The organism is Pseudomonas sp. 8(2025) (assembly GCF_052665325.1).
Map to the genome: position 1 here is coordinate 583,023 of NZ_JBQOIE010000003.1, position 12,467 is coordinate 595,489.

12 protein-coding genes are annotated in these 12,467 nt (G+C 64.8%); 4 read left to right on the forward strand and 8 right to left on the reverse strand.

What is annotated here, in order from left to right; genetic code table 11:
• Window position 1: 1 nt before the first annotated feature.
• The 6 genes from ACUXVH_RS09555 to ACUXVH_RS09580 form a co-directional block, all read right to left on the reverse strand.
• Window positions 2-862, reverse strand: a complete 861-nt coding sequence (locus ACUXVH_RS09555; RefSeq protein WP_053156278.1) for a MurR/RpiR family transcriptional regulator — start codon at window positions 860-862, stop codon at window positions 2-4.
• Window positions 863-2,212, reverse strand: a complete 1,350-nt coding sequence (locus tag ACUXVH_RS09560; RefSeq protein WP_065364663.1) for a GntT/GntP/DsdX family permease — start codon at window positions 2,210-2,212, stop codon at window positions 863-865. It lies immediately after the preceding gene.
• Window positions 2,213-2,402: 190 nt separating this feature from the next.
• Entirely contained in the window at window positions 2,403-3,848 is a 1,446-nt protein-coding gene (locus ACUXVH_RS09565) for a SulP family inorganic anion transporter (protein ID WP_065364664.1), read from the reverse strand.
• Window positions 3,849-4,076: 228 nt separating this feature from the next.
• Entirely contained in the window at window positions 4,077-5,744 is a 1,668-nt protein-coding gene (ggt, locus tag ACUXVH_RS09570; RefSeq protein WP_011059135.1) for a gamma-glutamyltransferase, read from the reverse strand.
• Window positions 5,745-5,964: 220 nt separating this feature from the next.
• Window positions 5,965-6,876: a LysR family transcriptional regulator gene (locus tag ACUXVH_RS09575; protein ID WP_123397687.1), complete on the reverse strand. Its 912-nt coding sequence runs from the start codon at window positions 6,874-6,876 to the stop codon at window positions 5,965-5,967.
• 67 nt (window positions 6,877-6,943) lie between these two features.
• On the reverse strand, window positions 6,944-7,534 hold the full coding sequence (locus ACUXVH_RS09580) for an NAD(P)H-dependent oxidoreductase (protein ID WP_041115830.1): 591 nt from the start codon (window positions 7,532-7,534) through the stop codon (window positions 6,944-6,946).
• 203 nt (window positions 7,535-7,737) lie between these two features.
• On the opposite strand from ACUXVH_RS09580, the gene ACUXVH_RS09585 reads away from it, so the two are divergent.
• The gene (locus ACUXVH_RS09585) at window positions 7,738-8,052 is read left to right on the forward strand and encodes a putative quinol monooxygenase (protein ID WP_019095171.1); all 315 of its coding nucleotides are present in this window, start codon (window positions 7,738-7,740) and stop codon (window positions 8,050-8,052) included.
• 7 nt (window positions 8,053-8,059) lie between these two features.
• Here the strand turns inward: ACUXVH_RS09585 and ACUXVH_RS09590 are convergent, their stop codons facing one another.
• Window positions 8,060-8,824: a sulfite exporter TauE/SafE family protein gene (locus ACUXVH_RS09590; RefSeq protein WP_065364667.1), complete on the reverse strand. Its 765-nt coding sequence runs from the start codon at window positions 8,822-8,824 to the stop codon at window positions 8,060-8,062.
• Window positions 8,825-9,038: 214 nt separating this feature from the next.
• On the opposite strand from ACUXVH_RS09590, the gene ACUXVH_RS09595 reads away from it, so the two are divergent.
• The 3 genes from ACUXVH_RS09595 (at window position 9,039) to ACUXVH_RS09605 (ending at window position 10,988) form a co-directional block, all read left to right on the forward strand.
• Window positions 9,039-9,920: a LysR substrate-binding domain-containing protein gene (locus tag ACUXVH_RS09595; RefSeq protein WP_065364668.1), complete on the forward strand. Its 882-nt coding sequence runs from the start codon at window positions 9,039-9,041 to the stop codon at window positions 9,918-9,920.
• Window positions 9,921-9,976: 56 nt separating this feature from the next.
• The gene (locus ACUXVH_RS09600; RefSeq protein ID WP_053156272.1) at window positions 9,977-10,552 is read left to right on the forward strand and encodes an NAD(P)H-dependent oxidoreductase; all 576 of its coding nucleotides are present in this window, start codon (window positions 9,977-9,979) and stop codon (window positions 10,550-10,552) included.
• Between the two features lie 64 nt (window positions 10,553-10,616).
• A complete protein-coding gene (locus ACUXVH_RS09605; protein ID WP_053148950.1) occupies window positions 10,617-10,988 on the forward strand; it encodes a MerR family transcriptional regulator in 372 nt (123 codons plus the stop codon).
• Between the two features lie 21 nt (window positions 10,989-11,009).
• On the opposite strand, the gene ACUXVH_RS09610 is transcribed toward ACUXVH_RS09605, so the two are convergent.
• The gene (locus tag ACUXVH_RS09610; RefSeq protein WP_011059127.1) at window positions 11,010-12,413 is read right to left on the reverse strand and encodes an amino acid permease; all 1,404 of its coding nucleotides are present in this window, start codon (window positions 12,411-12,413) and stop codon (window positions 11,010-11,012) included.
• Window positions 12,414-12,467: the final 54 nt, after the last annotated feature.

Below are 12,467 nucleotides of genomic sequence, written 5' to 3' on the forward strand. Positions count from 1 at the left end.
GTCAGTCTCCCAGGGGCAGGCAATCGTCGCCGCCACGGTAATGGTCCAGGGCCAGCTTGATCCGTCGCAGGCGTTCCTGGTTGTCGTCGGGCAGGGCCAGGGCCAGCTCGGTGGCCAGCACATCAATGGCCAACAGCATGCCGTAGCGGGCCGCGGTGGGTTTGTAGATGAGCGAGGTCTCGGCGCTGTGCAGCGGCAGCAGCACATCCGCCAATTGCGCCAGGGGCGAGTCGGGCAAGGTAATGGCCAGGATCCCGGCGCCGTAGGTACGGGCCAGGGCCACCGCCTCCAGCAGCTCGGGGGTGATACCGGTCAGCGAACAGGCGATCACCGCGTGCTGCGGCCCCAGGGCGGCGGCGGTGACACGCATCATCACCGGGTCGTGGCAGGCGGCAATGGGGTAGCCCAGGCGTACCAGACGCACTTGCAACTCGCTGCTGCACAGGGTCGAGCAGCCGCCCATGCCGAAGGCGTGGATCATCCGCGCGCGCCCCAGCAGGCGCACCGCATCGGCGAATTGGGCCTCCTCGAAACCGGCCAGATGCTGGTGCAGCGCAGCTTCGATATCGCCAACGATCTGCCGGTAGAACCCGGACTGTTCCGGGGTGCCGGCAGGGTCCAGGAAACGGCTGCCCACCCCACTGGCCTGGGCCAGCTGCAGGCGCAACTGGCGCAAGTCGCGGCAGCCGACGCTGCGGGCAAAGCGCGACAGGGTGGCGGCGCTGACTTCAGCGCGGCGGGCCAGTTCGTCGAGGCTGGCAGAGGCGGCAAAGCCCACATCGTCGAGCATCAGCCGGGCGATCCGCCCTTCCCCGGCGCTGAGAAAATCCAGGCGCGAGCGGATCTGGTAAAGGATGTCCATCTACAAAAACTCCGCGAGGACCAGGGTCAGGCCGAAGGCGATCACCGAGATCAGGGTCTCCAGCACGGTCCAGGTCTTGAAGGTCTGGATGACGGTCATATTGAAGTATTCCTTCACCAGCCAGAAGCCGCCGTCGTTGACGTGGGAAAGAATCACCGAGCCGGCGCCGGTGGCGATCACCAGCAGTTCCGGGTGCGGGTAGCCCAGGCCGACGGCCACCGGCGCCACCACCCCGGAAGCGGTGGTCAGGGCCACGGTGGCCGAACCGGTGGCGACCCGCATCAGCACCGCGAACAGCCAGCCCATCCACAACGGCGAGAGCTGGAACTCATGGGCCAGGCCGACGATCTGCTTGGTCACCCCGGAGTCGATGAGAATGCGGTTGAGGCCGCCGCCGGCCCCCACCAGCAGGGTGATGCTGGCGGTGGGCGCCAGGCATTCGTTGGTGAACTTGAGGATCGATTCGCGGTTCATGCCCTGGGCCAGCCCCAGGGTCCAGAAACTCACCAGGGTGGCCACCAGCAGGGCGATCACCGAGTTGCCGATAAACAGCAGGAACTGGTTGAGGCCGGTGCCGGGCTCGGCCAGCAGGTTGGCCCAGCCGCCGAGAAGCATCAGCACCACCGGCAGCAGGATGGTGGCCAAGGTCAGGCGGAAACTCGGCAGGCGCAGGCGCGGCTCGCGGGCGATGAACTGGCGCTCCAGGGGGTTCTGCGCCGGCAGGTGGATGTGCGGCACGATGAACCGCGCGTACAGCGGCCCGGCGATGATCGCCGTGGGCACACCGATCAGCAGCGCATACACCAGGGTCTGCCCCACCGACGCCTGATAGGCCTGCACCGCCAGCATCGCTCCCGGGTGCGGCGGCACCAGGGCGTGCACCACCGAGAGCCCGGCGACCATCGGCAAGCCCACCATCAGCAGCGACACCCCGACCCGCCGCGCCACGGTGAAGGCAATTGGCACCAGCAGTACGAAGCCCACTTCGAAGAACAGCGGCAGCCCCACCAGGAAGGCGATGCAGACCATGGCCCAGTGGGCGTTGCGTTCGCCGAAGCGGTCGATCAGGGTGCGCGCCACCTGCTCGGCACCACCGGATTCGGCCATCAGCTTGCCGAGCATGGTGCCCAGTGCCACCACCAGGGCGATATGCCCCAGGGTCTTGCCAACCCCGGCCTCGTAGGCGCTCACCACTCCGGAAGGCGGCATGCCGGCCATCAGCGCCAGGCCCACCGACACCAGGGTGATGACGATAAAGGGGTTGAGTCGGTAGCGGGCGATCAACACGATCAGCGCAATGATGGCGACTGCGGCGTAGCCCAGCAGCCAAGAACCCGTAGCGGGAGCCATGGCGTCCTCCTTGAAAACAGCGTCACTTTCGAATGGTTGTGAAATTCATTAATCACTTAGGAAAGTGAACTTCAAACCGAGTGAAACTTATTTTCGTAAAGAGGCAGGCTTTGTCGCGAACAGCTAAGTGAAAGGCCGGCTTATGAAAATCGGCAGTGGGTATTTTCATCCACTGCCGCGGTGGCCGATCTCAGTCGTGATGCTCTCGGGCACGCTTGAGCAGCTTCTTGCAGCGCTCGGACAGGTGCAGCACCCGCAACTGCTTGCCGGCCTTGGCATAACGCTCGCGCAGGGTTTTCAGCGCGGCGATGGCCGAGTAGTCGACAAAACTCAGGTGGCGACAGTCGACAGTCACGTGCCGAGGATCGCCCGCCGGATCGAACTGGTTGAGAAACGGCGTGGTGGAGGCGAAGAACAGGGTGCCGTGCAGTTGGTAGTGCTTGCTGCCGTCGGCTTCCAGGTGGCTGTCGGCGTACAGCTCGCGGGCCTGCTGCCAGGCGAAGTTGAGGGCGGCAATGACGATGCCGCAGAACACCGCCATGGCCAGGTCGGTGAACACGGTGATCACGGTCACCGCGAGGATCACCAGCACATCGTTGAGCGGCACCTTGTTGATCACCCGCAGGGACGCCCAGGCGAAGGTCTGCTGCGACACCACGAACATCACCCCCACCAGCGCCGCCAGGGGGATGCGCTCGATCAGCGGTGAGAGAAACAGCACGAACAGCAGGATCAGAGCGCCCGCCACCACGCCCGAAAAACGCCCGCGGCCACCGGAACTGAGGTTGATCACGGTCTGGCCGATCATCGCGCAGCCACCCATGCCGCCGAACATTCCCGAGACCACATTGGCCGCGCCCAGGGCCACGCATTCACGGTCCGGGTAGCCGCGGCTTTCGGTGATTTCGTCGGTGAGGTTGAGGGTCAGCAGGGTTTCCAGCAGGCCGACCATGGCCATCAGGAACGCATAGGGCGCGATGATGCCCAGGGTCTCCAGGTTCCACGGCACCTGGGGCAGCGCCAGGCTCGGCAGGCCGCCGGCGATGTGGGCCATGTCCCCCAGGGTGCGGGTCGGCAGGCCCAGCAGGTACACCAGCGCGCCGACCCCGAGGATCGCCACCAGGGCCGGTGGCACCGCCCGGGTCAGGCGCGGTAGCAGATAGACGATGGCCATGGTCAATGCCACCAGCCCGGCCATCAGGTACAGCGGCTGGCCGCTGAGCCAGTGTTCGCCGCTCTTGAAATGTTCCAGCTGGGCCAGGGCGATGACGATCGCCAGGCCGTTGACGAAGCCCAGCATCACCGGGTGCGGCACCATGCGCACCAGCTTGCCCAGGCGCAGCAGGCCGAAGGCGACCATCACCAGCCCGCCCAGCAGCACCGTGGCCAGCAGGTACTGCACCCCGTGCTGCACTACCAGGGCGACGATCACCACCGCCATGGAGCCGGCCGCGCCGGAGACCATGCCCGGCCGGCCGCCGAACAGCGCGGTCAGGGTGCAGATGAAGAACGCGCCATACAGGCCCATCAACGGGTTGAGGTGGGCCACCAGGGCGAAGGCGATGCACTCGGGCAGCAAGGCAAAGGAGGTGGTGAGTCCGGCCAGGACATCGGCACGCAGACGTTTTGCTTTCATGATTGACCTGATAGACGGACCGGCAGGCGCGGCCCTGGGAAGTGCGGAAAGAAGGCGGGGAATGTTACGGAATTGAGCCGCCTCCGACCAGCCGGCCGTCGGCGCCTGCACAACGAAGGTAGGAGCTGGCTTGCCAGCGAAGAGGCCGCTCGACCTGGCGCCAGGCTTGCGGGCCCTTTCGCCGGCAAGCGGAACGCCGCCCGGCCAGCTCCTACAGGGGTTCAGCGGTTATTTGACGACCTTGCCCACACCGCGGCCACGTGGGTCGGAAGCGGTTTCAAGCGCGGTGCCATTGACCCGGATGGCCTGGATATCGCCCATCTCCCAGCCCTGGTCTTCCAGGGTGTAGCCCATGGCCTTGAGCTCGTCGGCCACCTTGCCGGTGAGCGGCGCATAGGCGTCGTAGTAGATCGTGTCCTTGGGCAGCAGCTGGTGATGCACGCGCTGCGCGGCCACGGCCTTTTCCAGGGGCAGGTGGTAGTCGTAGAGGTTGTTCAGCACCTGGAAGATCGAGGTGAAGATCCGCGAACCACCGGGGGTGCCCAGCACCAGGGTGACCTTGCCGTCGCGGGTCACCAGGCTCGGGCTCATGGAGGACAGCATGCGCTTGCCCGGGGCGATGGCGTTGGCATCGCCACCCACCACGCCAAAGGCGTTGGCTACGCCTGGCTTGGCGCTGAAGTCGTCCATTTCGTCATTGAGCAAGAAGCCCGCGCCCTTGACCACCACGCCACTGCCGTAATCCCAGTTCAGGGTGTAGGTGTTGCTCACCGCGTTGCCCTGGGCATCGACAATGGAGAAGTGGGTGGTCTGGTGCGGCTCAAGCCCGGGGCGCACTTTCTCGGTAGCCGAGATGGCGTTGGGGTTGACCTCGGCGGCGCGTTTTTTCAGATACGCCGGGTCGGTCAGTTGCTTGACCGGAACATCGGAAAACGCCGGGTCGCCCAGGTAGTCGGCGCGGTCGGCGAACACCCGCTTTTCGATTTCCGCCAGCAGGTGAATGTACTTGGCTGAATTGAGCTCCACACCCTTGAAGTCCGCCGCGCGCTCTTCCTTGATGCTGATCAGCTGCGCCAGGGCCACCCCGCCAGAGCTGGGCGGCGGCGCGGTGTACAGGGTGTTGCCACGGAAGGTCACCTGCAGCGGCTGGCGCCACTGGACCTTGTAGTCCTGCAGGTCCTGCTTGGTGATCAGGCCCTTGTCGGCCTGCATCTGCGCCACCAGCAAGTCGGCGGTCTTGCCGCTGTAGAACTCCTTGGCGCCCTGGTCGGCGATGCGCTCCAGGGTCGCGGCCAGTTCCGGCTGGCGGAAGGTCTCGCCCGGTTTCATGCTGCCGAAGTAGTCGCCGAAGTTGGTGGTGCCGTTGAACAGCTTCAACGCATCCTCGCGGTACTGGTACTGCTTGTCCGCCACCTTGAAGCCGTTCTTCGCATAACCCACGGCCGGGGTGATCAGCTCGCTCCACGGCAGCTTGCCGAACTTCTGGTGGGCCTCCCACAGACCCATCACCGTACCCGGCACCCCGGCAGCGCGAGCGCCCACCAGGCTCAGGTTCTCGATCACCTCGCCCTTTTCATTCAGGTACATGTTCCGGGTCGCGGCCTTGGGCGCGGTTTCCCGGTAGTCGAGGAAGTACGGCTTGCCGTCGATGTACATCGTCATGAACCCGCCGCCCCCGATGTTGCCGGCCTCGGGGTAGGTCACGGCCAGGGCGAAGGCCGTGGCCACCGCGGCATCCACCGCGTTGCCGCCCTTCTTGAGGATCTGCGCCGCGACATCGGCGCCGTACTGGTTGGGCGCGGCCACCGCGCCGCCTTCCAGGGTCACGGCGAAGGCCGAGCTGCTGGCGGCGATGGCGGCCGTCAGGGCCAGGGTCTTGAACAACAGAATGCGCATAGGTCCTTCCTTTTCTTGTTATTGAACGGCAAGAACCTTAGGCCCGAGACGGGGGGTTGAGCAATCGCCAATCGTGGCACGAACGTCCCAAGCCTCAGCCGTGGATAACCGTAGGAGCTGGCTTGCCAGCGAATGCAGTTTCAAGAGTTGCGCAAAACCCGGGGGCCCCTTCGCCGACAAGCCGGCTCCTACGGGGGATAGGCGGGGAATGGGGGAGCCTTCAGCCCTGGAACTCGGGGTTGGCGTAATCGGCCAGCTTGCCCTGGATGAAATCCAGGAAGCACTGGATGCGCAGGGCCAGTTGCGAGTTGCGGTAGTACACGGCGTTGATCGGCTGGCGATAGCCGCTGTTGAACGAGGCCAGCACCGGTTGCAGGCGCCCGGCGCGGATGTCGTCGATGGTCATGAAGTGCGACAGGCAGGCAATGCCCTGCCCTTCCAGCGCCAGGTGGCGCAGGGTCTCGCCGCTGGAGGCGCTGATGCCCGGCTGGATCTGCCAGCGGTCGCCATGCACATGGCGCAGCGGCCAGTGGTTGAGGGTCTCGGTCTGGGTGAAGCCCAGCAGGGTGTGCTCGGCCAGTTCGGCCACGCTCTGCGGCGTACCGTGGCGGGCCAGGTAGTCAGGGCTGGCGAGGATGTGCAGCGGGCTGCAGCCCAGGGAGCGGGCATGCAGGGTGGAATCCGCCAGCACGCCGATGCGGATGGCGATATCGGTGCTCTGCTCCAGCAGGTCGATGATCAGATCGTTGCTGTTGAGTTCCAGCTGGATATCCGGGTACAGGCTGCGGAACTCGGCCACGTAGGGAACGATGGCATGCAGCATGAAGGGCGATGCGGCGTTGATCCGCAGGCGCCCGGACGGGTTGCGCTGGCGCGACGACAGGCGCTCTTCGAGCTCGTCCATCTGATCGAGGATCAGCTTGGCCTGTTCGAAGAAGTAGCGCCCTTCCTCGGTCAGGTCCATGCGTCGCGTGGTGCGGTTGATCAGCGTGGTGTCGAGCTTGGCCTCCAGCCGCGACAAGCTGCGGCTGACCGCCGAAGGGGTCTGGGCCAACTGCTCGGCGGCGGCGGAAATCGAGCCGCACTCGATGACACAGACGAAGACTTGCAACTCGTCGGATCGGGCTTTCACATGAGTCCTCTGGCGGCAGCGGGGCGACATCGCCCCTGAATTTCAAGGCACTCAATAGTAGCCGGATTCAGCCCGGCAGATTGAACACTGCCTTGAGGTGTTCCTCGTAACGCTGCACATCGCCTTCGATGTTCGGGCGTTTCATCACGTCCACACAGAGAAAGGTTGGCAGGGCGCTCATGCCCAGGAACTGGTTGGCCTTGTGGAACGGGAAGTAGACCGCGTCCACTCCCTTGGCCTCGAAGAAGTCGGTGGGATCGTCGAAGGCTTGCTGCGGGGCGTTCCAGGTCAGCGAAAGCATGTACTGCTTGCCCTGGATCAGGCCGCCGCTACCGTACTTCTGCGAGGCATCGGAGCGGGTCCGGCCGTCGCTGGCGTAGAGGCTGCCGTGGCCTTCGGTGAAGACTTCGTCGATGTATTTCTTGACGATCCACGGCGCGCCCATCCACCAGCCGGGCATCTGGTAGACGATCACGTCGGCCCAGAGAAACTTCGCCACTTCTTCCTGGATGTCATAACCCTCGTCGATGTGGGTGACCTTGACCTCCACACCACCCCGGTCGAGCACCGCCAGGGCGGTGTCGTGCAGGGTCGCGTTGTAGCGGCCATCGGAGTGGGCGAATTGCTTGGCGCCATTGAGCAGCAGTACTTTTTTCATGATCCAGCCTCATCGGGAACAACCCGTTGCGCATCGATGGCGGCGGGCTGTAAAGATTGAAAACGATGGCGGCAGGTTAATCAGGCCAGGGCCGGAGAATAAGCCCGGGTTGTTCAAAATACATTTGACTCAAACGCACGAATCAGCGGTGGATTGTTGCCTTAGAATTTTTGCCGACCTCCCCATCAGCAAGAGTGCTCCTTATGCCCACACCCCAGGCCTTCATCCTTCACGCCAAGACCCGCCCGGAACGGGCTGATGCCTTCGAGGCGTTCTTTCTCGGCCATGTAGCCGCCAGCCGCGCTGAAGCCGGCTGCATCGAATACCACATGCTGCGGGACCGACAGGACCCGAGCCTGTTCATTTTCTACGAGGTCTGGGCTTCCCAGGAGGCGCTGGATAGCCACTCCAGCCTGCCGCACATGCAGCAGTTCCTCGACGCGCGCATGGACTACCTAGAGCAGGACTTCCAGATCCGCGCCATCGACATGCTCAGCCCGGCCGCGGCTGGCCGCTGAGCAAAAGCTAGCCGCTGATCAGCAAGTGCCCGCCCAAGAGGCCCATGCCGACAAAGAACACCCGCTTGAACAACTGGGCGCTGATGCGCTGGCGCAACCACTGCCCCAGCCACATGCCCAGCAGCGCCGGGGCCAGGGTCAGCAGCGAGGCCCCCAGCTCGGCGCCGCCCAGGGCGCCGCGCCACAGCAGGCCGCCGGCCAGGGCCAGGGTCGAGACGGTGAACGACAGGCCCAGGGCCTGCACCAGCTGATCCTTGTTCAGCCCCAGGGCTTGCAGGTAGGGCACCGCCGGAATCACGAACACCCCGGTGGCCGAGGTGATGACCCCGGTGACCAGCCCGCACAGCGGCCCCAGCCAGCGCTCCTGGGCCGCCGACACTCGCAGGGTCGGCAACAGCAAGCCGCTCAGGGCATATAGCAGTAGCGCCGCCCCCAAGCCCCGCACCACCCAATGCCCGGCGTCGATTCCCAGCCACAGGGAGCCGGCGGCGGTGCCGGCAAAGATCGCCAGCAGCATCGGCCACAGGCGCTTGAGCAAGGCCGGCAGATGCCCGCCAAAGGCCAGTTGCCAGAGATTGGTCAGGGTCGCCGGAATGATCAGCAGGGCCGCAGCCTGCGCCGGCGCCATAGCCAACCCCAAGAGGCCCATGGCAACGGTGGGCAGGCCAAGACCGATCACCCCCTTGACCATGCCGGCCAGCACAAAAGTGCCGATCACCAACAGGGAAAGGGCCATTCCGAGATTCTGATAAAACGCGAGCGAGCTGTTCATGGGCCTATCCTGCGCCCTGCCCGCCCTGCTGAAAATCTGCCATATACTGAGCCAGCCTCTTGCCCGGCAATAGGCACATACAAAAACCTATGGCCCGTACCGCCGTAGGAGCTGGCTTGCCAGCGAAAGCGATTTCGAGATTTGCGCAAAACCCAGCGGCCTCTTCGCCGGCAAGCCGGCTCCTACAAAAATGACGCTCCCCGAGAGATGCCCCATGCACTTCGACCTGATCGACCTGCGCCTGTACCTGAACATTCTGGAGGCCGGCAACATCACCGCCGGTGCCGCTCGCAGCCACTTGTCGCTGGCCGCCGCCAGCGCTCGAATCCGCGCCATGGAGGCCTCGCTGGGCATCGAGTTTCTCGAACGCGGGCGTCGTGGCATCCGCCCGACAGCCGCCGGCAAGGCCCTGGCCCAGCATGCACGAACGCTGCTGCTGTACGCCGAGCACCTGCAGCAGGACCTTGGCGAATACGCCAGGGGGGTCAAGGGCCAGGTGCGCCTGCTGTGCAACACCACCGCACTCAGCGAGTACCTGCCAGAGCTGCTGGCAGACTTCCTGCACAGCCAGCCCCATGTCGATATCGAGCTGCAGGAGCTGCCCAGCCAGCGCATCACCCACGCCCTGCGCCAGGGCGCGGCGGACCTGGGGATCGTCTCCGATGCGGTGGACACTCAGGGCCTGATGACCCGGGCCTTTCGCGACGACCCCCTGGTGCTGGTGATGTCCCCGGACCACCCCTTGGGTGCCCTGGCGGCCCCCAGCTTCAGCGACAGCCTGGCCCACGACTATGTCGGCCTGGCCAGCCACAGCGCCCTGGCGGTGTACCTGGAGGAACAGGCCCTGCACCTGGGCCGGCGCATGCAGTTGCGCATCCGCGCCGAAGGCTTCGACGCCGTGCTGCGCATGGTGGCCCGCGGCGCCGGGCTGGCCCTGGTGCCCCTGGCGGCCCTGCAACGCAACCTGCACCTGGCTCTGCAAAGCCGCCCCTTGAACGAGGCCTGGGCACGCCGCCGCTTGCTGCTGTGCGCCCGCGACTTCAACGCCCTGCCCCTGTATGCCCAGGGCTTGTGCCGTGCGCTGCTGGAGCCTTGACTCTCCCCTTAGGGGCAGACTTTAGCCTTGGGGTTTATTCCTCAAGGACCACGGCAATGAGCAAACGCATCCTGGTGATTCTCGGCCACCCTTCGCGCCACAGCCTGTGCGCGGCATTGAGCGAGCGCTACGTGAAAGCGGCGCAGGAAGCCGGCCATGAAGTGCGCCAGCTCAAGCTCGGCGACCTGCATTTCGACCCGGTGCTGCGCGAAGGTTATCGCCAGATCCAGCCCCTGGAAGAAGACCTGCAGCAGGCCCAGGCCGACATCCTCTGGGCCGAGCACCTGACCTGGGTCTTCCCCATCTGGTGGGGCGGCATCCCGGCGCTGATGAAGGGCTTTCTCGATCGCGTGCTGCTGCCGGGCTTCGCCTTCAAGTACCGCCCCGGCAAAGCCTTTCCGGAGCAACTGCTAAAGGGCCGCAGCGCCCACCTGCTGGTGACCATGGATACACCGCCCTGGTACTTCCGCTGGTTCTACCGCATGCCCGGCTTGCAGCAGATGCGCCGCACCACCCTGGCCTTCTGCGGCATCAAGCCCTTGCGCACCCTGACCTTCGGCCCGGTGCTGGACGCCAGCCAGGAACGCCGGGCCGACTGGCTGCTGCAAGTGGAGCACCTTGCCAGGCAGTGAAAGCGCCGGATAATGCGCAACGCCGTCCACCGCCCGACGACCCGGTACTGGAAAAGGAGCCTTCATGTACATCGGCCAAGCCGCGCAACTGTCCGGAACCACGGTCAAGAGCATCCGTCATTACGAGGCCATCGGCCTCTTGCCGGAGCCGGCGCGCCAGGGTCGCTACCGCCTGTATGACGCGCAGAGCGTCGAGCAACTGATATTCATCAAGTGCGCCCAGCAGTTGGGCTTCAAGCTCAAGGAACTGCAGCAGGTGTTCGCCACCCACCAGGGGCAGGCCTTCCCCTGGGACCGGGCCCAGGCGGCCCTGGCGCAGAAAAAGCGCGAGCTGCAACAGCAGATCGAGGATTTGCAGCAGTTGCAGGGCCGGCTCGAGCTGTTCGAGACCAGCCTGCAACAGGCGCGAGAGGAATGCCCCCTGGGCAGCCGCTAGGACCGCCCGGGCGGCCTTGCTTCAGACCTCCGACAAGCCGGCGACCACCCGCGGCTTACGAAAGCACAGGTAATAGACCAGGGTCAGCAACAGCAGGAACGGCACCCCGAACACCAGGGTCATCTTGAACGCCTCGGTGAAGAAGGTGGTGATCATCACCGCCCCCATCAGCACCAGCCCCAGCAGGGTGCTATAGGGAAACAGGCGCATGCGGAACGACAACTGCTGCTCGCCGTGGCGCTGGTGATAGCGGCGGAAGCAGTAGTGGGTGAGGAAGATCATGAACCAGGTGAAGATCGCGCCGAACATCGAGATCGCCATCATCAGGGTGAACGAACTCTCGGGGTACAGCACGTTGACCAGGGTCGCCAGGGCGATGCCGGAGCTGGACAGCAGCAGGGCATTGAGCGGAATCCCGTTCTTGCTCAGGGCCCCCATGGACTTGGGCGCATAGCCGGCGCGGGACAGGCTGAACATCATCCGCGTGGTGATGTAGAGCTGGCTGTTCATCGCCGATAGCGCGGCGATCAGGATCACGAAATTCATCACCCCGGTGGCCCCGGGAATACCGATGGTCTGCATCACCGTGACGAACGGGCTCTGGGCCTTGCCGGCCTGGGCCCAGGGCACGATGGCCAGCATCAGCGCCAGGGTCAGCAGATAGAACACCACCAGGCGCACGATAGTGGCGCGAAAGGCCTGTTTCACCGCGCGTTGCGGGTCCTTGGCCTCCCCCGCCGCCACCGCGATCATCTCCACGCTCAGGTAGCTGAAGATCGACACGATCACGGCAATCCACATGCCTTCGAAACCGTTGGGAAAGAAGCCGCCGTGAGCGCTGTAGTTGTGCAGCCCGTAGTCGGGGTTGCCAGAGCCGAACACCACGTACACCGCCAGGATGATGAAGCCGACGATGGCGGCGATCTTGATGGTGGAAAACCAGTATTCGAAGTTGCCGAAGGTCTTCACGCTGATGCCGTTGAGCACGATCAGCACGCTGGAGAAGGAGATGATCCACACCCACTCCGGAACGTTGGCGAACCAGTACTTCATGTACATGGCGATGGCCGTGACTTCGGCCCCCACCGCCAGCACGATGGCCGCCCAGTAGGCATAGCGCACCAGGAAGCCGGCCAGCGGGCTGACGTAGAACTCGGCGTAGGCACCGAAGGAGCCGGAGGTGGAATGGGCCACGGTCATTTCCGCCAGGCAGCCCATCAGGATCAGGGTGATCAACGCGCCGATGGCGTAGCTCAGCAGCACGCTGGGGCCGGCATAACCGATGGCGTAGGCGCTGCCCATGAAGAGCCCGGTGCCAATGGCTCCGCCGATGGCGATCATGCTCATCTGGCCGGCGGTCAACTGCCGCCTGAGGCCGTGCTCGCGATTGGATATCGCTTCGAAACCCTTGTTGGAGGTGGTCACTTTGAGTGCCTCTTTATTGTTGTGTGCACGTATAAATCGTTGTGACGGCCCGTC